Origin of the sequence: Lonsdalea britannica (genome assembly GCF_946477055.1) — a bacterium.
GTDB lineage: Bacteria > Pseudomonadota > Gammaproteobacteria > Enterobacterales > Enterobacteriaceae > Lonsdalea > Lonsdalea britannica_A.
The window spans coordinates 1-21,962 of record NZ_CAMKXG010000023.1; the positions used below are offsets into that span (position 1 = coordinate 1).

The 21,962-nt window shown below is 51.0% G+C and carries 21 protein-coding genes; 18 read left to right on the forward strand and 3 right to left on the reverse strand.

Going from position 1 to position 21,962, the window contains the following annotated elements; translation table 11 throughout:
- The first annotated feature begins 2,556 nt into the window (after positions 1-2,556).
- The 14 genes from flhD (at position 2,557) to Q7O77_RS03340 (ending at position 17,604) form a co-directional block, all read left to right on the forward strand.
- A complete protein-coding gene (gene flhD, locus Q7O77_RS03275) occupies positions 2,557-2,907 on the forward strand; it encodes a flagellar transcriptional regulator FlhD (RefSeq protein ID WP_085651931.1) in 351 nt (116 codons plus the stop codon).
- A gap of 2 nt (positions 2,908-2,909) precedes the next feature.
- Positions 2,910-3,488, forward strand: coding sequence for a flagellar transcriptional regulator FlhC (flhC, locus tag Q7O77_RS03280; RefSeq protein WP_026741066.1), 579 nt, complete (start codon positions 2,910-2,912; stop codon positions 3,486-3,488).
- A gap of 132 nt (positions 3,489-3,620) precedes the next feature.
- On the forward strand, positions 3,621-4,508 hold the full coding sequence (motA, locus tag Q7O77_RS03285; protein WP_026741067.1) for a flagellar motor stator protein MotA: 888 nt from the start codon (positions 3,621-3,623) through the stop codon (positions 4,506-4,508).
- Entirely contained in the window at positions 4,505-5,668 is a 1,164-nt protein-coding gene (motB, locus tag Q7O77_RS03290) for a flagellar motor protein MotB (RefSeq protein WP_304163538.1), read from the forward strand. Before motA ends, motB begins: the two co-directional genes overlap by 4 nt.
- A gap of 17 nt (positions 5,669-5,685) precedes the next feature.
- Complete coding sequence (cheA, locus tag Q7O77_RS03295) at positions 5,686-7,695, forward strand: chemotaxis protein CheA (protein ID WP_304163540.1); 2,010 nt, start codon at positions 5,686-5,688, stop codon at positions 7,693-7,695.
- Positions 7,696-7,731: 36 nt separating this feature from the next.
- Positions 7,732-8,229, forward strand: coding sequence for a chemotaxis protein CheW (gene cheW / locus Q7O77_RS03300; RefSeq protein ID WP_026741070.1), 498 nt, complete (start codon positions 7,732-7,734; stop codon positions 8,227-8,229).
- Between the two features lie 140 nt (positions 8,230-8,369).
- Entirely contained in the window at positions 8,370-10,067 is a 1,698-nt protein-coding gene (locus Q7O77_RS03305) for a methyl-accepting chemotaxis protein (protein ID WP_304163544.1), read from the forward strand.
- A gap of 662 nt (positions 10,068-10,729) precedes the next feature.
- Entirely contained in the window at positions 10,730-11,605 is an 876-nt protein-coding gene (cheR, locus tag Q7O77_RS03310; RefSeq protein ID WP_085651927.1) for a protein-glutamate O-methyltransferase CheR, read from the forward strand.
- Complete coding sequence (locus tag Q7O77_RS03315; RefSeq protein WP_304163547.1) at positions 11,605-12,657, forward strand: chemotaxis response regulator protein-glutamate methylesterase; 1,053 nt, start codon at positions 11,605-11,607, stop codon at positions 12,655-12,657. Before cheR ends, Q7O77_RS03315 begins: the two co-directional genes overlap by 1 nt.
- A 37-nt stretch (positions 12,658-12,694) precedes the next feature.
- Entirely contained in the window at positions 12,695-13,084 is a 390-nt protein-coding gene (gene cheY / locus Q7O77_RS03320) for a chemotaxis response regulator CheY (protein WP_026741074.1), read from the forward strand.
- A gap of 9 nt (positions 13,085-13,093) precedes the next feature.
- The gene (gene cheZ, locus Q7O77_RS03325; protein WP_304163549.1) at positions 13,094-13,741 is read left to right on the forward strand and encodes a protein phosphatase CheZ; all 648 of its coding nucleotides are present in this window, start codon (positions 13,094-13,096) and stop codon (positions 13,739-13,741) included.
- A gap of 224 nt (positions 13,742-13,965) precedes the next feature.
- Entirely contained in the window at positions 13,966-15,117 is a 1,152-nt protein-coding gene (flhB, locus tag Q7O77_RS03330; protein ID WP_304163551.1) for a flagellar biosynthesis protein FlhB, read from the forward strand.
- Positions 15,110-17,203, forward strand: a complete 2,094-nt coding sequence (gene flhA, locus Q7O77_RS03335) for a flagellar biosynthesis protein FlhA (protein ID WP_304163553.1) — start codon at positions 15,110-15,112, stop codon at positions 17,201-17,203. Before flhB ends, flhA begins: the two co-directional genes overlap by 8 nt.
- The gene (locus tag Q7O77_RS03340; protein ID WP_304163555.1) at positions 17,200-17,604 is read left to right on the forward strand and encodes a flagellar protein FlhE; all 405 of its coding nucleotides are present in this window, start codon (positions 17,200-17,202) and stop codon (positions 17,602-17,604) included. Before flhA ends, Q7O77_RS03340 begins: the two co-directional genes overlap by 4 nt.
- Before the next feature lie 22 nt (positions 17,605-17,626).
- On the opposite strand, the gene Q7O77_RS03345 is transcribed toward Q7O77_RS03340, so the two are convergent.
- From Q7O77_RS03345 to flgA, 3 genes are all read right to left on the reverse strand, one after another.
- The gene (locus Q7O77_RS03345) at positions 17,627-18,064 is read right to left on the reverse strand and encodes a flagella synthesis protein FlgN (protein WP_304163557.1); all 438 of its coding nucleotides are present in this window, start codon (positions 18,062-18,064) and stop codon (positions 17,627-17,629) included.
- Positions 18,065-18,092: 28 nt separating this feature from the next.
- A complete protein-coding gene (flgM, locus tag Q7O77_RS03350; RefSeq protein ID WP_304163559.1) occupies positions 18,093-18,389 on the reverse strand; it encodes a flagellar biosynthesis anti-sigma factor FlgM in 297 nt (98 codons plus the stop codon).
- A gap of 80 nt (positions 18,390-18,469) precedes the next feature.
- Positions 18,470-19,144: a flagellar basal body P-ring formation chaperone FlgA gene (gene flgA / locus Q7O77_RS03355; protein WP_304163561.1), complete on the reverse strand. Its 675-nt coding sequence runs from the start codon at positions 19,142-19,144 to the stop codon at positions 18,470-18,472.
- Positions 19,145-19,349: 205 nt separating this feature from the next.
- Between flgA and flgB the strand changes: the two genes are divergently transcribed.
- The 4 genes from flgB to Q7O77_RS03375 form a co-directional block, all read left to right on the forward strand.
- Complete coding sequence (gene flgB, locus Q7O77_RS03360; RefSeq protein WP_304163563.1) at positions 19,350-19,763, forward strand: flagellar basal body rod protein FlgB; 414 nt, start codon at positions 19,350-19,352, stop codon at positions 19,761-19,763.
- A 5-nt stretch (positions 19,764-19,768) separates the two neighbouring features.
- Positions 19,769-20,173: a flagellar basal body rod protein FlgC gene (flgC, locus tag Q7O77_RS03365; RefSeq protein ID WP_304163565.1), complete on the forward strand. Its 405-nt coding sequence runs from the start codon at positions 19,769-19,771 to the stop codon at positions 20,171-20,173.
- Positions 20,174-20,191: 18 nt separating this feature from the next.
- Positions 20,192-20,872, forward strand: coding sequence for a flagellar hook assembly protein FlgD (flgD, locus tag Q7O77_RS03370; RefSeq protein WP_304163567.1), 681 nt, complete (start codon positions 20,192-20,194; stop codon positions 20,870-20,872).
- Positions 20,873-20,953: 81 nt separating this feature from the next.
- Positions 20,954-21,962: flagellar hook protein FlgE (locus Q7O77_RS03375; RefSeq protein WP_304163569.1), on the forward strand; the 1,009-nt coding region annotated here is incomplete at its 3' end.

A 21,962-nucleotide genomic window follows, 5' to 3' on the forward strand; every position in this document is an offset into this window, starting at 1 on the left:
ATGCGCAACTTATTGTTATGTAAATGAACGATATGCCATGAAAAAACCGCCAAATCGGCGGTTTAATTTTCCCTGGTGTCAGCCTTGATTTTTAGTATGCAGATGCATAATGACATCAGGGCTGTTCATTTTATAAACGTTTCTACAGATCACTTTTACCATTTCGATCGGTATTAGCGATCAATCGTTAAAGCCTGTTTTCGGTACCAGCTACGGTATCAGGCAGGCACGTCCGGCCAGGAACCAGCAAATTCATTGAATGACTGTAAAATGGAGGGGAGAACGAGGCGTTAGAAAATCGATACATTTATCTTCTCATTCCAATCGCTACTCAGTTGATATGGGTGGGGCTGTACCATTATTTAAAAATAACTTCGCTCACCGACGTGAATCATGTGACGTTTTTCTCCAACAAGTGCAGTCTGCGTCGGGTCGGGGGGCGCCTACGTTCGCCAGCCGATCCACACCCTGCTGAAGCAACAAGGCAACATATTTTGTCGTCATACGCTCACTACAATTAGGTCAATCACCCGCACCGCTGAAGCGGCAGTCCACAGCCGCGACGCCATTGTTTAAAGAATGCGCTTTGACGTTATCGAGTAGGCGCCATAGCAAACGACGGCGGCTTGACTATAAATAGGAAACTACCGTGGTGAAGCCGTGAACTTTTTACTCCGATCTCTTTGTCTAAGTGAGCCCGTGCTTTCTAACCTTTATGACACGTATTCGTATTTAGGATGGTGACGGCTGCTTCCTGGTATCTAATCATCAGGCCGGACGGTGTGAGCCGGCGGTTGAAAAATGAAGAAATAAATTCCAGTCGCAATTCTAAAATCGACGCTTGTTATGTATACACTTCTTAACCTCAGATTATTCGTGGTCTCTTTCATCCAGGGCTATCCGCCCCGCAGGTCTTCAATAAATCATCTGAGCGCTCGCCAATGTGTAGGCTCTAATTGTTGAGCTATTAAGAAGAAAGATCGCGGCGCTAAATAGCGTTTATTGGCATGAGAAGCAAAACGTACTGAAGGGCTGATATTCGAAATCCTTGCCCGCGATGGCATCAAATGAGGTTGGCGTATCAGATATGCATAGTGTGCTGGACTATCCCAGTGATAGGTAAAAGGAAGGGCATTAATCACAACGGTTTGAGCATGTCTGCTATCCTGATTATGTCTGTTCGGGACAAATATCATGCTGTGATGTATGTACCTGCATCTATGTTCAATTTGATTTTCAAGATAAAAAACAACAAAAAAAGTAGCGATGATCGCTGGATGGTCTACTTATATTAATTAGTAGAAGATTTTCTTCTGGGTGGTTGGCGTGGTAGCGGCAGTATTGCTACAAGAGACGGCCGGCTAATCGGAGTGCTTAAAAGGTGTTTCGCGTCTGACACACCCTTAAATGGTCAATCATAACCACATAATGATGACGCTAATAATCGACACGCATTTTATTAGCATTAGATATGCGGCAATAAATATGTAAGAGCTAATCATTTAATACTCCTGTAATAAATAAAGGGGTGGAAAGAAATGTATAAAATATCGAAACGGTTTCCGATATTTTTATAAGCCTGCTAACAAATAGCGTTTGTGTGTGGTGAAAAAAGTTTAATTTTACCGCGGTGGTTATAAATATTTAGTGACGACTAATGATGATCTCATCTGATTGCCTAAAATTATATTCTGGGCTGTGTATGAGCAGTGGCACTATAAAAATATTAATATTTCAACAAAAGCTGGTACTTACTTAAGTATTAGCACGCACTGTCGGCTGGGTTTCTTTTGGTGCTGATGAGCAGTCCACTCGTGATGGGTTAAGGCAATTTATCTTTTAGTTTCATCATGCTTCCAGGTGAACGATTGCCTTGGTTTTTGTGGGGTTTTGGGAAATTTCGTTTCTTATTTCTCGGGGCGTCAGACGCAGATACATGGCTTTGGCTTATATCTTGTCCTAATAAATAGTTATCGGAACACTAATAACCTACGTTATTAATTTGATTTTTTTAATGGAATTTTGATGTTTTTTTGTTCTCAAGATGATCTGAGTTATAAGGTTCTTTTCTTTTTCTTTTAAAAACAGGTGGTTGTGGTTATCGTAGCAACCTGTAAAATCTTTACAAAATGCGGATTATTTTTGTTTCCCCCTGTTTTGCGTATAAAAAACTTTCAGTGTGGGGAAAAAAAAGCCGCACAGATGAAAGTGAAAACTTTCATTTTTGTGATATACATCACATAATTGTCAAAATTCACGTGCAGCTGCGTTGTATGTGTTGGGGCATAGGCGGTAGAGTGACAACCGTTTAGGATTAATCCTATACCTCGTTTAAGGACGATAATTGACGGAAGGGAGCTGGTGAGGTGATGGATAATGGGAGCCTAAAAGATGTTGAAATCGACGTGGTAAAACAAGTCGAAACAAATTTGCATACAGTAGTAGGCACATCTGGCACCGATAGTTTTCATGCCACCTATGGAGAGTGATTATTGAACTGGGCGATAGCGAATATCACCTGATTTATGTTTGAAACATAGCCTGTTGGGATGGATTATGGGTACCTCTGAACTACTCAAGCACATTTATGACATAAACCTGTCTTATTTGTTACTGGCACAACGTTTGATTAATGACGAAAAAGCTTCTGCGATGTTTCGTTTGGGCATTGATGATGAAATGGCTGATGCGTTGATGCAGCTAACATTGCCTCAAATGGTAAAATTGGCTGAAACAAATCAGTTGATTTGTCATTTCCGATTCAACGATCACACGACTATTAAGCAACTGACTCAAGAATCCCGTGTGGATGATTTGCAGCAGATCCATACCGGTATTCTTCTGTCGAGTCATTTACTTCAACAGTTGTCTTCAAAAGAAGAGAACGTGCCTAAGAAAAGGGCATAATAATGGTTGAGAAAAGTATTGTTCAGGAAGCTAAAGATATTCAGTTAGCGATGGAACTGATCACGCTTGGCGCACGTTTGCAAATGCTGGAAAGTGAAACGCAGCTAAGTCGCGGACGTCTTATCAAGTTATATAAAGAATTGCGAGGCAGTCCTCCGCCCAAAGGCATGCTGCCGTTTTCCACAGACTGGTTTATGACGTGGGAACAAAATATTCATTCTTCCATGTTCTATAACGCCTACCTGTATTTGCTGAAAATCAGTAAATGCAGCGGGGTGGAAGCCGTCATCAAAGCGTATCGCCTATATATCGAACAATGCTCCCCACATAACGAAACTCCCTTGCTGGCGCTGACGCGAGCTTGGACGCTGGTGCGTTTTGTCGACAGCGGCATGTTGCAGTTATCGGCTTGTAACTGCTGTAACGGGATGTTTATTACCCACGCGCACCAACCTAAAAACGTTTTCGTCTGTAGTTTATGCCAACCGCCTTCCCGGGCAGTAAAAAGACGTAAACTTTCTCCGAACGTTGCCGATATCCTACCTCAACTGCTGGACGAACAGGTTAAGCACGCAGTCTGAGCTTGGTAGCGCTAGTGAACCTGCCATTGAGCGTTTTGGGCAAATGGCAGGGCTCTTTCCTCCTAAAGTCGTACGCGATAAGACTGCGTTTTAACCTCACTCCACTACCCCTTGTTACTATAAGGAATGCTTGTGCTGGTTATATTGGGTTATATCGTCATTATAGGCTCCATCCTGGGCGGTTATCTTATCGTCGGTGGAGAGCTAGGTGCACTTTATCAGCCTTCCGAGTTGCTGATTATCGGTGGCGCTGCCATCGGTGCGTTTATCGTGGGAAACAACGGTAAGGCAATCAAAGGCACAATCAAGGCTTTACCGCTGCTCTTCAAAGGTTCGAAATATACCAAAGCTGTGTATATGGACCTCATGGCTGTGTTATTCAGACTCATGGCCAAATCGCGCCAGCAAGGTATGCTCTCTCTCGAGTTCGACATCGACAACCCCAAAGAAAGTGAAATCTTCTCCAGCTATCCCCGCATATTGTCAGACAACTATGTTGTTGAATTTGTGACGGATTATCTGCGTCTCATGGTGAGTGGCAACATGAACGCGTTCGAGATAGAAACGCTGATGGATGAGGAAATCGAGACCGTCGAACATGAATGTGAAGTGCCTGCCTCCAGTCTGACTCAGATCGGGGATGGTCTTCCCGCCTTTGGTATCGTCGCCGCGGTTATGGGCGTTGTGCATTCACTGGCTTACGTTGACCGACCCGCCGCAGAGCTCGGGATGATGATCGCGCATGCGATGGTGGGGACCTTCCTCGGTATTCTCATGGCTTATGGATTCGTATCCCCCCTCGCTTCATTGCTTCGTCAGAAAAACGCCGAAAAAATCAAAGTGCTGCAATGCATTAAAGTCACATTGCTGTCTAGCCTCAACGGCTATGCGCCGCAGATTGCCGTCGAATTCGGGCGCAAGACGCTTTACTCCACGATTCGTCCCTCATTTACCGAAATGGAGGAGCACATTCGCAATGTGAAGGCGCCGGCAGCGCAGTCAGCGGAAAATGACGCATGAAACATCAGCACCCCATTATTCGCAAAAAGCGTAAATCCGGTCATGGAGGCCACCACGGCGGGGCTTGGAAGATTGCTTATGCCGACTTCATGACCGCCATGATGGCACTGTTCTTGGTGATGTGGCTGATCGCCATTTCATCGCCTTCCCAGCTGGCCCAGATTGCGGAGTATTTCCGTACGCCTTTGAAAATCGCCATGACGAATGGTACGCGCATCAGTGACGCGTCCAGTCCGATCCCTGGCGGAGGACAAGACCCGACGCAGCAGGACGGTGAAGTCAGGAAGCAGATCGATGTTTCCAAAGACCAACGTCAGCGTGAAGAGGCCAAGTTAAACAAATTGCGGGATAAGCTTGATCAACTGATTGAAGCCGATCCGCGACTTCGTGCCTTGCGTCCGCACCTGCTGATTGAAATGGTCGAAGAAGGTTTGAGAATTCAGATTATCGATAGCCAGAAACGACCGATGTTCAAACGAGGCAGCGCTCAGGTCGAACCGTATATGAGCGATATCCTGCGTGCTATTGCGCCGATCATGAATGATATCCCCAACAAAATCAGCTTATCCGGTCATACGGATGATGCCCCCTACGTGACTGGCGAGCGGCGTTACAGTAACTGGGAGCTGTCTGCGGATCGCGCTAATGCATCCCGACGTGAGCTCATCGCCGGCGGTTTGTCTGAGGGCAAGGTGCTGCGTGTGGTCGGTATGGCCGCCACTATGGGGCTGAAGCAGGCTCAGGGCGGTGATGATGCGATCAATCGACGCATCAGCTTGGTGGTGCTGAACAAGCAGACGCAGGAAAGCATTGAGCGTGAGAACGCCGAAAGCGATGCCGTTGATATTGATAAAGCTGAGAATTTACAAAATATCAATCCTGATAACGCTAAACCTACCCCGGCACCTGCCGACAATAACAGTAGTAGCGGCGCTGCGCCTGGGGCCGAAAATGGAACACCGGCACCGGCACCGGCACCGGCACCGGCACCGGCACCGGCACCGGCACAAGGCGCGGCTGGAACTCCGGGTTCCGCATCCGTCACAGAGACGAATAGCGCATCCGCTGCCGGACGCTCACAGCCGACTACCGCTTTGCCCGCTTCTCCTGATAGTCAGGTGACGCCTTCTTCAACAAGCCACGATTCACAGCAGAGGTGACCCACGTGAGCATGGACATGAGTGCTTTCTATCAAACGTTCTTTGATGAAGCAGACGAATTGTTGGCGGACATGGAGCAGCATTTATTGCTGCTCGACCCGTCAAGCCCTGATACCGAACAGATGAATGCGATCTTCCGAGCGGCTCACTCGATTAAAGGGGGCGCCGGGACGTTTGGTTTCAAGGTATTGCAGGAAACCACGCATTTGCTGGAGAACCTGTTAGATGGTGCCAGACGCGGCGAAATGCGACTGAGCACTGACATTATCAACCTGTTTCTGGAAACAAAAGACATTATGCAGGATCAGTTGGACGCTTATAAAACCGCGCAGGAACCGAACGCCGAGAGCTTCGAGTACATCTGCAAGGCCCTTCGTCAGCTTGCGCTTGAGTCTAAAGAAGCTGAAGGCGGAGCTGCTTCTGTTGCTGCGACCAACGAAAGTGCTTCCACGACGTCGGCTGCGCCATCCACGCCTGCGGGACACAATGAACTGCGTATTGCCCTCACCAACCTGAAAGAGCCGGAAATTCCGCAGCTGCTGGAAGAACTGGCAAATTTGGGTACGGTAAAAGATTCTCACCAGACGGCGAACAGTGTTGAAGCCACGCTGGTGACGACCGAAAGTCAGGACGATATCACGGCGGTGCTGTGCTTCGTCCTGGAACCCGAGCAGATTAACTTCAAAACCGTCGGCGCGGACGCGGCTCCGGCAGCGCAACAAGAGGCACCTAAGCCTGAGGCGGCGGAACCAGCTCCGGCTGTGGCCGCGGCACCAGCACCCGCTAAACCTGCTGCGCCGGTCGCCAAACCTGCGGAAGCGGCCAAGGCACGACCTAAAACTGGCGATACCAGCATTCGAGTCGCAGTAGAGAAAGTCGACCAGCTGATCAACCTGGTTGGTGAGCTGGTTATCACACAGTCCATGCTGGCGCAGCGCTCCAGCGCGCTGGATCCTGTGGTGCACGGCGACCTGCTTAATAGCATGGGACAGCTCGAACGCAACGCGCGTGATCTCCAGGAATCTGTCATGTCCATCCGTATGATGCCAATGGAATACGTGTTCAGCCGCTTCCCGCGTCTGGTTCGTGACTTGGCCGCCAAGCTGGGCAAAGAAGTCGAACTGACGCTGCAAGGTAGCTCGACTGAACTCGATAAGAGCTTGATCGAACGTATTATTGACCCGCTGACTCACTTGGTGCGTAACAGCCTCGACCACGGTATTGAACATCCAGAGGATCGTGTTGCCGCTGGCAAAACGGCCGTGGGTAATCTGACTTTGTCCGCTGAACATCAGGGCGGCAACATCTGTATCGAAGTGATCGATGATGGTGCTGGGCTGAACCGTGAACGTATTCTCGCCAAGGCACTTTCTCAGGGGCTTTCTGTTAGCGACAGCATGACGGATGAAGAAGTCGGGATGCTGATCTTCGCCCCTGGATTCTCTACGGCGGAAAAAGTCACTGACGTTTCTGGTCGTGGTGTGGGTATGGATGTTGTTAAACGAAATATCCAGGAGATGGGCGGTCATGTGGAAATCTACTTCCAGAAAGGGAAGGGAACCACTATCCGTATCCTGCTGCCATTGACCCTGGCGATTCTGGATGGCATGTCTGTCAAGGTTGATGGCGAAGTCTTCATTCTGCCGTTGAACGCGGTAATGGAATCTCTTCAGCCACAGTCTGAAGACCTCTATCCGCTGGCTGGCGGCGAGCGGGTGTTGCAGGTCCGCGGCGAATATCTGCCGCTGATCGAGCTTTATCAGGTATTTGATGTAGAAAATGCGAAGACGGATGCGACCCAGGGCATTGTCGTCATTCTGCAAAGTGCGGGACGTCGTTACGCGTTGCTGGTTGATCAGCTGATTGGTCAGCATCAGGTTGTAGTGAAAAACCTGGAAAGCAACTACCGCAAGGTGCCGGGCGTTTCAGGCGCAACAATTCTGGGCGATGGTAGTGTTGCGCTGATTGTTGATGTGTCGGCATTGCAGGCGCTTTATCGTGAAAAGCGTGTGGTAGAGACCGCTTAACAAAAAATAACGGCTATTGATAATAAGGTGAGTAACATGACTGGACTTGCAAACGTCACAAAACTGGCAGGTGAAACCGTAGGGCAGGAGTTCCTGATCTTTACGCTTGGCGACGAAGAATACGGCGTCGATATTCTGAAGGTGCAGGAAATCCGGGGTTACGATCAGGTGACTCGCATTGCCAATACGCCTTCCTTTATTAAAGGTGTAACCAACCTGCGCGGCGTTATTGTTCCGATCGTTGACTTACGCATCAAATTTGCACAGCAGGAAGTTGACTACGATGACAATACGGTCGTTATCGTTCTGAATCTGGGACAGCGTGTTGTGGGGATCGTCGTTGACGGCGTCTCTGATGTACTGTCCTTGACGGCGGATCAAATCCGTCCGGCTCCGGAATTTGCGGTTACGCTTTCTACGGAGTATCTGACTGGCTTAGGCTCCTTGGGTGAGCGGATGCTGATTCTGGTCGACATCGAAAAGCTGTTGAGCAGCGAAGAAATGGCGCTGGTTGATAGCGTGCTGAAAGGTTGATTTACATACACGCATAACGGCGGGCCATCAAAAGATGGCCCGCTTCACATGTAATGAATTCTTCTTTAAACGGAAATCTGTCCAGGTAATGTCCAAAGAATTACCGGTGATAGGGTCATGGAACTATGGAAAAGGCTCACATGCTTAATCGTATCAAAGTGGTAACGAGTTTAGTTCTTATCTTGGCGTTGTTCAGTGCTCTTCAATTTATCTCTGGTGGTCTGTTTTTCAATGCGTTGAAAACAGATCGTGATATTTTTCGCGACACCCGCATCCTCAACGAACAAAAATCGCAGCTGGATGCAACCTGGACGTACCTGTTGCAGGCTCGTAATACGCTAAACCGCGCGGGATCACGTTTGGCGCTGAATCAGAACAGCCAGTCCACGAACAACTCCGCGGCGAATGAACTGATCGAATTAGCTAAAAAACAGCTGCAGACGGCTAACGAACGTTTCGGCAATTACGAAAATATCCCGTATTCGTCAAAACAGGACAAAGCTATTCAAGCGGCGGTCAAAGCTGATTTTGATACGTTGAACGGCGCGTTAAGCGAACTGGTTGTGTTTATCACAACAGGTAAGTTGCAGGCATTCCTCGACCAGCCGACACAGAGTTACCAAAATACGTTTGAAAAAACCTACTTGACGTACCGTGACTCTTACGACGCCATTTACAAAGACGCCATTGAAGAGAATGAGTCAGCCTATAGGTCTGCGCTGTGGATTCTTGGCTCCATCGTGGTCTTCGTGCTGGTGATGTCCGGTGTCGTTTGGCTGGGTGTCAACCGTGCGCTTATCCAACCGCTTAACAAGATCGTTGAAAACATCCGTTATATGGCAAAAGGCGATCTGACTCATCGTCTTGAATTCCAGGGTACCAACGAAATGGGCATCCTGGCTGACAGCCTCCGCCATATGCAAAGTGAATTCATTACAACTGTGAGCGCCGTACGTCAGGGCGCGGAAGCCATTTATACCGGCTCAACAGAAATCAGCGCCGGTAACAACGATCTGTCTTCACGGACCGAACAGCAAGCCGCTTCCCTTGAAGAAACGGCGGCGAGCATGGAACAGCTGACGGCGACGGTGAAACAAAACGCCGAAAATGCACGTCAGGCTAGCCAACTGGCGCTGAGTGCTTCGGAAACGGCGCAGAAGGGCGGTCAGGTTGTCGATAACGTGGTCAAAACGATGCACGATATCGCTGGCAGCTCCCAGAAAATCTCTGATATCACCAGCGTGATCGACGGTATCGCCTTCCAGACCAACATCCTTGCGCTGAATGCTGCGGTAGAAGCGGCGAGAGCGGGCGAGCAAGGTCGTGGTTTTGCGGTGGTGGCCGGTGAAGTCCGTAATCTGGCACAGCGCAGTGCTCAGGCGGCCAAAGAGATCAAAACCCTTATCGACGACTCCGTCGGACGTGTGGATGAAGGTTCGAAGCTGGTCGAAACGGCGGGTGAAACCATGGGTGAGATCGTCGGCGCGGTAACCCGAGTGACTGACATCATGGGTGAAATCGCTTCCGCTTCCGATGAACAAAGCAAGGGGATCGATCAGGTTGGTCAGGCTGTAACGGAAATGGACCGGGTCACTCAGCAGAACGCCTCACTGGTAGAAGAATCAGCTTCTGCTGCCGTCGCGCTTGAAGAGCAGGTTCGTGGATTGAACCAGTCGGTGTCGCTGTTCCGTTTACCGGAAGAAAGAAGTTCCTACCGTCCTGCCATTGCGCCAGCGGCGGCTAAAACAGCGTTGTTGAGCCCGGCGACAGGGAAATCGTCAGGTAAAAGCCGTGCCGTCGCGGTAGGTTCATCCAGTGATAATTGGGAAAAGTTTTAACGACGTCTCCGATCGTTGCGGGATGTTCAGTGTGAATTTCCGCTACGCTTAAATTTGTACCGACGATCGTCTGTCCGGCCTCGCTCTGAGGCCGGCAAAATCGTTTTAGCGAGCCGAGAGGTTATATTTTCGGCTATTACGCGCTGAAAACGTGTATTGAGTTAAAGAAAGGTCGGCATCAGCCGATGGAGTAAGTGTAGGGGACTTGTCGAGCCGGAATATCGGTCGATAACTCTGCATGAGTTGGGCAAAGACGTAGGTCACACAGCAAAACTTATAGCCTTAAAGGCAGTGCCGCCGGGAAACCGGCAGCACATTATAAAAGATAAACGCAACTTTTTGATTGATGGCCGTAGTTGACGATATGCAGACATGGCTACTGTAGCCTCTGACAGCAGGTATAGAGGTATCGAAGTGGGTAAAACGCAGTGACGAAGATGGACGTGTCACCTGAGCTAATTCAGCGTTGGTATAAAAAACATCAGCAGCATCTCGGAAGTTGAGAGGCACAAGGTTGAATGTTTACCAGTAAGGCGCAGAGGCTGTGCCATACATCTCCAGAAGATGGATATCTGATAAATGGTATGCCTGTAATTGCTGTTAGGGATGAGCCCATATTGAAAAACAAGAAGATAACCTATCCATTTTCGGGCAGTTAGACAATGAAAAATACGACATCGCCAAATCATTCTGGATCTGCGTCAATATTGTCGCAGATGGTTGAACGGTTACCGCTCTCTGATACGCACTTCAAACGTATTAGTCAGCTGATATATCAACGCGCCGGTATCGTGCTGGCCGATCACAAGCGGGAAATGGTTTATAACCGCTTGGTTCGGCGTCTGCGATTACTGGGCATAAACGATTTCGGTCAATACCTGGCACTGTTGGAGTCCGATCCTAATAGCGCTGAATGGCAGGCGTTTACCAACGCATTGACCACCAACCTGACGGCTTTTTTCCGTGAGGCGCATCATTTCCCGATCTTGGCTGAACACGCCCGCAAGCGTCAGGGTAACTACTCCGTCTGGAGTACCGCCGCATCGACGGGTGAAGAGCCCTACTCGCTAGCGATGACGTTGGCTGAAGTTTTTGGCGACAAATCACATAATCACTGTCAGGTGATAGCCAGCGATATCGATACTCAGGTGCTGGAAAAGGCGTCTGCCGGCATATATCGGCAGGATGAATTGCGCTCGCTCTCTCCTCAGCAGATGCAGCGCTTTTTCTTACGCGGCACCGGTCCACACAGCGGTCTGGTTCGCGTGCGCCCCGAACTGGCTTCAATGGTTCATTTCCAGCAATTGAATCTCCTGGCGCCGGAGTGGGCTGTTCCCGCGCCGTTTGATGCCATTTTTTGCCGTAACATCATGATTTATTTCGACAAAGAAACACAGGAACGTATCCTGCGTCGCTTTGTTCCGCTGCTTAAACCCGGCGGATTACTATTTGCTGGTCATTCAGAGAATTTCAGTCAGATCAGTCGGGAATTCTATCTGCGCGGGCAGACTGTGTATGGGCTGGCTAAGGAAAGATAATGAGCAAAATAAAAGTATTGTGCGTTGACGACTCAGCGCTCATGCGTCAAATCATGACTGAGATCATCAATAGTCATCCCGATATGGAAGTGGTGGCGACCGCGCCGGATCCTTTGGTGGCGCGCGATCTGATTAAAAAATTCAATCCACAGGTTCTGACGTTGGATGTCGAAATGCCGCGCATGGACGGATTGGATTTTCTCGAAAAGCTGATGCGACTGCGACCGATGCCGGTTGTCATGGTGTCATCGCTGACCGGTAAGGGATCGGAAATCACACTGCGTGCGCTGGAACTGGGCGCTATCGATTTTGTGACCAAACCTCAGCTGGGGATTCGCGAAGGCATGCTGGCATACAGTGAGCTCATTGCTGACAAAATTCGTACGGCGGCCAAGGCGCGTTTGCCGCAACACAGCCAGAGCGCTGCGGCGCCGGTGAAAGTGCTTAGCACACCGTTGTTGAGTAGTGAAAAGCTGATCGCCATCGGCGCGTCAACCGGCGGTACAGAGGCGATTCGTCATGTACTTCAGCCGCTGCCGCCTACCAGTCCTGCGGTCATTATCACGCAGCACATGCCGCCGGGCTTCACCAAGTCTTTCGCTGAGCGTCTGAACAAGCTGTGTCAGATCACGGTGAAAGAAGCGGAAGACGGCGAGCGTGTCTTGCCGGGTCATGCGTACATTGCGCCGGGGGCTCGACACATGGAGCTGTCGCGCAGCGGAGCAAACTATCAGGTCAAGTTACATGACGAGGCTCCGGTAAACCGGCATCGTCCTTCCGTGGACGTGTTATTCCGATCCGTGGCGAAATACGCGGGTCGCAACGCGGTCGGCGTCATTCTGACGGGAATGGGTAACGACGGCGCGATGGGCATGCTGGAAATGCATCAGGCCGGCGCGTACACGATGGCGCAAAATGAAGCCAGCTGTGTAGTTTTTGGTATGCCTCGAGAGGCTATTGCGCTCGGTGGTGTCGACGAAGTGGTGGATTTGCACCAGGTAAGTCAGCGAATGCTGGCTCAAATTTCTGCCGGACAGGCATTACGTATATAGCAGCTCCGAGTGAGCAATAATAACTGTAGGAGTAGGTATGGCTGATAAAGAACTCAGATTTTTAGTGGTAGATGATTTCTCGACGATGCGTCGTATCGTAAGGAATCTGCTAAAAGAGCTGGGCTTTAACAATGTGGAAGAAGCAGAAGACGGTGCAGACGCTCTGAACAAGCTGCGCACTGGTGGTTTTGACTTCGTCATTTCCGACTGGAATATGCCCAATATGGATGGTTTGGAACTGTTGCAAACCATTCGCGCCGACGGCACGCTTTCTAAACTTCCGGTACTGATGGTGACCGCAGAAGCGAAGAAAGAAAACATTATTGCAGCAGCGCAGGCTGGCGCCAGCGGTTATGTGGTTAAACCATTTACCGCGGCTACGCTTGAAGAAAAGCTGGGTAAAATTTTCGAAAAGCTGGGTATGTAAGGAGATGTCATGAATCCACATCCGGTGCCCCCTGTTAACGATAACGCGTCTGCGACCGAGATTATTTCCCGTATCGGCCAGCTGACTCGTATGCTGCGTGATAGCCTGAAAGAGCTGGGCTTGGATCATGCTATTGCCGAAGCGGCGGAAGCAATTCCTGACGCTCGGGATCGTCTTGATTATGTTGTTCAGATGACCGCACAGGCGGCAGAGCGCGCTCTGAACTGTGTTGAGGCTTCTCAGCCGCGTCAGAATAAGCTGGAAGAAGACGCCAAATCCCTGACGACGCGTTGGGACGAGTGGTTTGAAAACCCGATTGAGTTGGCCGATGCACGTGAGCTGGTAACGGATACCCGCAGTTATCTACAGGAAGTTCCCGAACATACCTCTTTCACCAATGCTCAGTTACTGGAAATCATGATGGCGCAGGACTTCCAGGATCTGACGGGACAGGTCATCAAACGCATGATGGATGTTGTCCAGGAGATTGAGAAACAGCTGCTGATGGTCTTGCTGGAAAATATGCCAGAGAAAAAGGCTGAACCGAAGCGTGCTGATGATGGACTGCTCAACGGTCCTCAAGTCGACAAAACCGCTGCTGGTATTGTCTCAAATCAGGATCAGGTCGACGATCTGCTCGACAGCCTCGGATTCTGATTAGCCCGACCCCTGACAGTCTGTAGATTGGGGGGATATCAGGCAAAGGTATGTGGATTTTTACGGTCGGGCCTTCTCCCGACCGTAAATCCCCACTTCTATTTGCTTATGCATCAAATAGCCGCCTCTTTTCTTCTTTTTTCCACCCATCAAGTTTTTTCTTATTTGTCATGCTAATCGCGTGTATTTTTCGTTTTGGTCAGTAACAAACAGGAACAGCTAACGTGGCAGACGATAGCGATCTGGAAAAAACAGAGGCCCCCACAGCCCACCGAACGGAAAAAGCCCGCGAGGAAGGTCAAGTTCCTCGATCCCGAGAATTGACATCTATTCTCATGCTCATTATTGGGCTGGGAATATTGTGGATGACCGGCGAGATGATGTACCACCGGCTTGGCACGATGCTGAGCCAGGGGCTGTATTTCAACCACGACATCATCAATGACAACAAACAGATGGGCCGGCATGTCCTTGCGTTGCTGAAACTGGCTGCGATGGCATTAGTCCCGATTATGTTGGGCATGGTTCTTGTCGCCATTGGTGCGCCGGTTGTGCTGGGTGGCCTGGTGTTTAGTACCAAGTCCTTTGAGTTTAGCCTTGAGAAGCTCGATCCGATTGCGGGGCTCAAACGGCTGTTCTCATCACAAATGGTGGCCGAGTTGTTCAAAGCCATCATTAAAGCTGTCGTCGTTGGCGTGGTGACGGGGCTGTTCCTCTGGCACAAATGGCCGGAGATTTTGCGGCTGATTTCCGAACCGCTAGTGACGGCACTCGGCGATGCGCTTGAACTGGCGATTTACTGTGGCTTTTTGGTACTGCTTAGCATGATCCCCATGGTGGCCTTTGACGTCTTCTGGCAGATCTGGAGCCACTTGAAAAAACTGCGTATGAGTAAGCAGGATATTCGGGATGAGTTCAAACAGAACGAAGGTGACCCGCATATCAAAGGGCGTATTCGCCAGATGCAGCGGGCGATAGCCCAGCGACGCATGATGGCTGATGTCCCGAAAGCCGATGTGATTGTGACGAACCCGACGCATTATGCGGTCGCGCTACAGTACAACGACAAAAAGATGAGCGCGCCGAAAGTGTTAGCCAAAGGTGCCGGAGATATCGCTCTGAAGATTCGAGAAATCGGCGCTGAACATCGCGTGCCGACGCTGGAAGCGCCCCCTTTAGCAAGGGCGCTCTATAAGCACGCTGAAATTGGAAAAAGCATTCCCGCCACACTGTATGCGGCTGTTGCCGAAGTGTTGGTCTGGGTGTACCAAATTAAACGTTGGAAACGTGAAGGCGGCCTGACGCCGCAGAAACCAACTCATTTATCTGTGCCAGATTCACTGGACTTCGCAAAAGAGAACACGACTGATGGCTAATCTGGCTTCATTGCTACGCTTGCCAGGCAACTTAAAAGACACGCAGTGGCAGGTTTTGGCAGGACCGATCCTGATTCTGATGATCCTGTCGATGATGGTGCTCCCGCTGCCGCCGTTTATTCTGGACCTGCTGTTTACCTTCAACATCGCGCTTTCCGTCATGGTGCTCCTGGTCGCCATGTTCACCCAGCGTACGCTGGAGTTCGCCGCGTTTCCGACGATTTTGCTGTTTTCCACCCTGTTACGGCTCTCGCTCAACGTCGCTTCCACACGAATCATTCTTATGGAAGGCCACACGGGGGCAGGGGCGGCAGGAAAGGTCGTCGAAGCCTTTGGCCACTTCCTGGTAGGCGGTAACTTCGCCATCGGTATCGTGGTGTTTATCATCCTGGTCCTAATCAACTTCATGGTAATCACCAAAGGTGCGGGGCGTATCGCCGAAGTGGGCGCGCGTTTTGTGCTGGACGGAATGCCGGGTAAACAGATGGCGATTGACGCCGATCTTAACGCCGGACTGATTGGTGAAGCCGAAGCGAAAAAGCGTCGTTCAGAAGTGACTCAGGAAGCCGACTTCTACGGCTCGATGGATGGTGCTAGTAAGTTCGTGCGCGGTGATGCGATCGCCGGGTTGATGATCATGGCCATCAACATCATCGGTGGCCTGTTGGTCGGGGTCATTCAGCACAACATGGACCTGGGTCATGCGGCCCAAAGCTATACGTTGTTGACCATCGGTGACGGTCTGGTCGCACAGATTCCGGCGTTGGTGATTTCAACCGCGGCCGGTGTCATCGTAACCCGCGTCAGCACTGAGCAGGATGTGGGTGAGCAGATGGTTACCCAGCTGTTCAGTAACCCGAAAGTGATGGTGCTGAGCGCCGGCGTTCTCGGCTTGATCGGTCTCGTTCCGGGTATGCCTAACTTCGTCTTCCTGTTATTTACCGCGATTTTGCTGGGCGTCGCCTGGTGGACGCGCGGCAAGGACGAACGAAAAGCGACGGCGGCGGCGGCAGAACCTGCATTGGCAGAGAGCCAGCAGCAGCAAATCGTTGAAGCCAGCTGGGATGACGTTCAGCTGGAAGACCAACTGGGTCTGGAAGTGGGCTATCGACTGATCCCGATGGTGGACTTCCAACAAAATGGCGAACTGCTGGGGCGTATCCGCAGTATTCGTAAAAAATTCGCGCAGGAAATTGGTTTCTTGCCGCCTGTCGTCCATATCCGAGATAACCTCGAGCTGCAGCCTGCGGGCTACCGCATCCTGATGAAAGGGGTTGAGATCGGCAGTGGTGAAGCGCATCCGGGCCGCTGGATGGCAATCAACCCGGGCAGTGCTATCGGTAAACTGGCGGGCGAAATCACGCAAGATCCCGCGTTTGGCCTACCTGCCGTATGGATTGAAAGCGCGCTGAAAGATCAGGCACAGGCGCAAGGTTTCACGGTCGTTGAATCCAGTACCGTGGTGGCGACTCACCTGAACCATCTGATTAACGTGTACGCCAGTGACCTGTTTGGCCGTCAGGAAGCGCAGCAGCTGATGGATCGCGTCACGAAAGAGATGCCTAAATTGGCCGATGACTTTATCCCGAGCGTGGTCACTCTGACGGTGCTACATAAAGTGCTGCAGAATCTTCTATCTGAGCGTGTGTCCATCCGTGACATGTGTACGATTCTTGAAACGTTGTCTGAACATGCGGCGATCCAGAAAGACCCGAACGAACTGACGGTAGTTGTTCGCGTGGCATTGGGCCGCGCCATTACCCAGCAGTGGTTCCCGGGTAATGATGATATTCAGGTGATCGGTCTGGAGTCATCGCTGGAGCGCGTACTGCTGCAGGCGATGCAGAACGGCGGCGGTTTGGAGCCGGGGCTGGCCGAAAGACTGCTTTCTCAGGCTCAGGATGCGGTTCAACATCAGGAAGCGCTGGGCGCGCCGCCGGTCCTGTTGGTCACGCATGCGCTTCGTCCACTGCTATCGCGATTCCTGCGCCGCAGCCTGCCGCAGCTGGTCGTACTTTCCAATCAGGAGATTACGGACAGCCGTCAGATTCGCATGACGTCAGTCATTGGTGGATCAGGGCAGTGAAACGTTTTGCCTTAATGCTGTTATTGGCGGCTGGTATCGCTACCGCCGCCGATAAACAACCCGTATGGGAAGGCGCCAATCTGCTCATCAGTCAGAAGGGCATCGCCAAACGTTCAGTTCTGCTTCATTCAAACGGCTCCTTCCCCAAAGGCGCCGTTTTGACATCGGTCCTCTGGCGCTATGAGCTCTTGTCACGTAATTCGACAGGACTGCACGCCTCACTCTGTATTCCAGGGCAGTGTGTTCGTTTGAATGGGCAAAATGGAAGTACGGAAATGTTTGCGGGATTGTCGGCGGAAACGCCTTTCTATCTGGTATTTCATGTCCCGGGCAAAGGCGCTTTGCGTCAGCCTATGCGGGTCACAAAATACCAGCTGATAGTCAACTACACCAAAAAGTAACGTGACTGCGTTGAATGGCGTTTTAAACGCTGAACTTACGGCCTAGGTGTGAACCGCTGTTCTCTGTCTGACCGTTCGGGCCATAGATGCCCTGACGCTGTTTCTGCTCCAAGAAAGCCAGCGATTGCTGGTTATTTTCGAGGTGCGCATTCAGCAATAGGCCATTGCGATGATTGTATTGGCTCAACTCGCGCGTTAGCTCATGGATCTGAGACCACTGAGCATTCAGCTCCGGCGAGTGGGGGTAGGGAGGTTTAACCGACAACTGCTCATCCAGCGCCAGGCGCTGATTATCAAAATGCTTGAGAATAGACAACTGCTCGTTTTTATTCTCTGTCACCCGGTGCAAAAACGCAGGATTGACCTGGCGCGCGCTTAATTCATCCTGCTCTTGAGACAGGATATCTTTAAGCGACACCAGGCTATTCAGCATCTGTTCCAGAACTTCATTCATTTGCATGGGTCAACGTTGCCTTTTAATAAACTAATCAGAAAGTTGTCTGAACTTCGCTCAGCAGTGCATCGGCGATTTTACCCACGTCGACTTCCAGTTTTCCGTCCTTGATGGCCTGCTTCAGAGTATCGACTTTTTCCATATCGATGTCCTGACTGCTCGGCTGCATCAGGCTGGACTGCGTCTCGCTCAGGCTAACTTGCGTCTGGCTGGTCGTGCCCGCCGCGCTGCCTGATGAAGTAGATTTACTTTTTGTGGTGTGAAGTAAATCCGCTTCCGTATTCTGAATTGATTTTACTCCAGATACCGGACGAGTACTATCAATGCTCATGTGGCCTCCCTACTAACAAAAATGATATCGGTATAGTGACTGAATACATATATCGGACGATCCCGCCGAAGCTTTAACGCTTATTGTACAATTTTTACCAGTCCCGTTTCAGCCACTATTCCAGTAATAATTTGTCCGGACTCCATCCGTATTCTGACGGCGCTATTGATCGCCGCGTTGTCCATAGCTTTGCCTTCGCTGACAATGCTGAAACCATCACCAGATACCGTCACTTTCACCGTCTCGCCCATTTTCACCGCCCAGGGATTTCGCAACATGCTGGCCGCAATGGGTTGTCCTGCGCCAATCATGCGAATACTAACCGCACCGACGGCGAGAGCCGGGTCCGCCAGCGGCGGTACGCTCAACGCGTCCAGTCGGCCTTGTTGAAGCGCCACATCTTCTGCCTGGATTTTCTGTTTGGGCGGTATCGGCCGAGTGGCGACAAGGTAAGGTGCGGTCACCTGAACATTAGCTTGCAGAAAATGGCGTTGGGTTCCGCACATGGCTCGGATGCTGAGGGTGCCCCATATTTTCTTTCTGGAGGGCAGCGATAGCTGAGGCTCAGGACACAATTCAAGCCTTTCGACCGGAGTTTTTACAACAACATTAACTTCTGCCGAGGGGATTTCGAGCTGTCCCTGAATGAACGTCTTAATCTGAGCCGTGATTTGGTCGCGATCGGCCGCCGCAGCCGGGGTTAGTGAGATAAGGAAAAAAATCTTACATAAGATTAATTTGCGCCAAAATCCCATCAAATATTCCCCTGTCCGTTTTCTTAAATGAAGTCGATCCGACTGCGGTAGTACACAACATCGCCTGTGCAGTTTACAGAGATGCAGTCTGTGCCAAACGAGAAAATAGCCACTCATTTCCCGTCTATTCCGGCGATAAAGTTGCCGCGCGAAGTTTATCCTGTCTATCGTCACTCTTCTTTAATTACTTTTCCTGAGGGAAAGCATGCTTGACAAATTAGATGCATCGTTCCGCTTCCAGCAGGAGGCGTTGAATTTACGGGCTCAGCGCCAGGAAATCCTGTCTGCGAATATCGCGAATGCGGATACGCCGGGCTACCAGGCTCGGGATATCGACTTTTCCAGCGAGCTGAATAAAGCCCTGAAACAAGGTCGCGCGACCGGTACGACGATGTCGTTAGCCACTACGTCGACTCGGCATATCCCTGCATCTACGACGTCAATGCCTGATTTAGATCTGCTTTATCGCGTACCCGATCAGCCGGCCCTTGACGGGAACACCGTAGATATGGACAGAGAACGGACAAATTTCGCAGACAACAGTCTGCGGTATCAAACGGATCTTACGCTGTTAAACGGCCAAATCAAAAGCATGATGTCAGTGTTACAGGATAAATAACGCGTATGTCGCTAATTAATATCTTTGAAATTTCAGGTTCTGCGCTGACTGCGCAGTCCCAGCGCATGAACGTGAGCGCCAGTAACCTGGCGAATGCGGACAGTGTCACCGGACCAGATGGCGAGCCGTATCGTGCCAAGCAGGTCGTTTTTAAAGTGGCTGCTCCAGACGGACAGGCTATCGGCGGCGTGCAGGTTGACGACGTCGTTGAAGATACCTCTCCGGACAAGCTGGTTTATCAACCGGGAAATCCCCTGGCGGATGAACGCGGCTATGTACGTATGCCTAATGTGGATGTTACTGCGGAAATGGTGAACTCCATCTCGGCATCACGCAGCTACCAGGCAAACGTGGAAGTGCTGAATACGGCTAAGGCGTTGATGCAAAAAACGCTGACATTAGGCCAATAATAACGTGGGAGAGTAGCCATGAGCGTCTCAGTTTCACTTACCGAATCAACAGATACCAGCAAGACCAGCACAACCAGCAGCTCGTCCAGTACGAGCAGCAGTGCGGACCTGCAAAACGAATTTATGACCTTACTGGTTGCGCAGTTGCAGAACCAGGATCCTACCAATCCGATGGACAACAGCCAGCTGACCACGCAGCTTGCGCAGATCAGTACGCTGAGCGGCATCGAGAACATGAACACTACGCTGGGCTCTATTTCCAGCCAGTTGGATACCTCCGAGACGTTGCAAGCCAGTTCTCTGATTGGCAACGGCGTCCTGATTCAGGGCAACAGCATCGTCGTCGGCTCGGACAGCTCCACCACCGCATTTGGTGTTGAACTGGCCAATGCGGCTACGGACGTGAATGTCACCATTAAAGACGCCAGCGGTAATACGGTGAAAACCGTGGATCTCGGTGCTCAAAGCGCCGGCGTGCAGACCTACAGCTGGGATGGCACTAACGACAGCGGCGGCACCGTTGACGCCGGCACCTACACCTACTCGGTGACGGCGACCGGTTCCGATGGCGCTAGCGTGACAGCGACGCCGCTGAAATATGCGCTGGTCTACGGCGTTAACACGGACTCCTCGGAAGCCGTGCTTAACCTGGGCCTGTCAGGCACTGCGTCGCTGAGCGACGTCAAACAAATTATTTGATTGTGAATCGTGCGGCTGACAAGCAGACCAGCCGCCTAAAACAACACACAGCAAACTACTAATTTTTAGGAGCACCTCCAAATGGGTTTTTCACAAGCGGTCAGCGGATTGAATGCTGCCTCCAGTAACCTGGATGTCATCGGTAACAACATCGCCAACTCAGAGACCACCGGCTTTAAAGGCGCAACGGTTTCTTTCGCAGACATCTTTGCTGATTCTGCCGTAGGTCTGGGCGTTAAAGTCGCCGCCGTGACTCAGAACTTTAACGACGGTACGATTGAAAACACCGACGTCGGCACCGACGTCGCTATTTCCGGTAATGGCTTCTACCGCGTGGCGGATGACGCTGGCTCGGTTTACTACACCCGTAACGGCGAATTCCAGCTGGATGCGGATCGTAACCTGACCACCAAAACCGGTTACTACGTGACGGGTTATGCCGCTACCGGTACGCCGCCTACCATCGCTGCGGGTGCGGAACCGACCACGATCAATATCTCCGCAGGTTCAATCGCCGCTCAGCAGACGTCGACGTCGACCTATGTCGCCAACCTGAACTCCAGCACCACAGCGCTGGCGGCTGGCACCACGTTCGATGCGACGGATTCCAGCACCTATAGCTGGACCAAGTCCATGACGACCTACGACAGCCTGGGTAACACCCATGTAATGAACCTGTACTTCTCCAAAACGGCTGACAACACTTGGGAAGTACATGCGTTGGACAGCAGCGACAGCACCGCTACCGCTCAAGATCTTGGTTCACTGAACTTCAGCACCAGCGGCCAGTTGTCTGGAACGACTCTTCCTGGTGCAACAGCAGCCACAGACGCGAAGTCTTTCACAATTAATACCAACTCTCTGAACGGTTCTGCCGCCAACTCATTCACTATCGACTTCACAGGCTCTACACAGCAGAACGCGAGTAGCTCCGAGCTGAGCAAAAGCCAGAATGGTTACACCACCGGTAACCTGGTCGAATACGCCATCAATGATGACGGCACCATTAGCGGAACTTACTCCAACGGCCAGAGCCAGTTGCTGGGACAGATCGTGCTGGCCACGTTCTCCAACAACCAGGGCCTGAAGT

Bases quoted from the DNA above. Each gene is read 5' to 3' on its own strand.
- flgA (WP_304163561.1), bottom strand. From the start codon at position 19,144: ATGGGATTTTGGCGCAAATTAATCTTATGTAAGATTTTTTTCCTTATC.
- cheW (WP_026741070.1), top strand. From the start codon at position 7,732: ATGACTGGACTTGCAAACGTCACAAAACTGGCAGGTGAAACCGTAGGG.
- Q7O77_RS03305 (WP_304163544.1), top strand. From the start codon at position 8,370: ATGCTTAATCGTATCAAAGTGGTAACGAGTTTAGTTCTTATCTTGGCG.
- flgD (WP_304163567.1), top strand. From the start codon at position 20,192: ATGAGCGTCTCAGTTTCACTTACCGAATCAACAGATACCAGCAAGACC.
- Q7O77_RS03345 (WP_304163557.1), bottom strand. From the start codon at position 18,064: ATGCAAATGAATGAAGTTCTGGAACAGATGCTGAATAGCCTGGTGTCG.
- flgC (WP_304163565.1), top strand. From the start codon at position 19,769: ATGTCGCTAATTAATATCTTTGAAATTTCAGGTTCTGCGCTGACTGCG.
- flhC (WP_026741066.1), top strand. From the start codon at position 2,910: ATGGTTGAGAAAAGTATTGTTCAGGAAGCTAAAGATATTCAGTTAGCG.
- flgM (WP_304163559.1), bottom strand. From the start codon at position 18,389: ATGAGCATTGATAGTACTCGTCCGGTATCTGGAGTAAAATCAATTCAG.
- motB (WP_304163538.1), top strand. From the start codon at position 4,505: ATGAAACATCAGCACCCCATTATTCGCAAAAAGCGTAAATCCGGTCAT.
- flgB (WP_304163563.1), top strand. From the start codon at position 19,350: ATGCTTGACAAATTAGATGCATCGTTCCGCTTCCAGCAGGAGGCGTTG.
- flhD (WP_085651931.1), top strand. From the start codon at position 2,557: ATGGGTACCTCTGAACTACTCAAGCACATTTATGACATAAACCTGTCT.
- cheR (WP_085651927.1), top strand. From the start codon at position 10,730: ATGAAAAATACGACATCGCCAAATCATTCTGGATCTGCGTCAATATTG.
- Q7O77_RS03315 (WP_304163547.1), top strand. From the start codon at position 11,605: ATGAGCAAAATAAAAGTATTGTGCGTTGACGACTCAGCGCTCATGCGT.
- cheA (WP_304163540.1), top strand. From the start codon at position 5,686: ATGAGTGCTTTCTATCAAACGTTCTTTGATGAAGCAGACGAATTGTTG.
- flhA (WP_304163553.1), top strand. From the start codon at position 15,110: ATGGCTAATCTGGCTTCATTGCTACGCTTGCCAGGCAACTTAAAAGAC.
- cheZ (WP_304163549.1), top strand. From the start codon at position 13,094: ATGAATCCACATCCGGTGCCCCCTGTTAACGATAACGCGTCTGCGACC.
- cheY (WP_026741074.1), top strand. From the start codon at position 12,695: ATGGCTGATAAAGAACTCAGATTTTTAGTGGTAGATGATTTCTCGACG.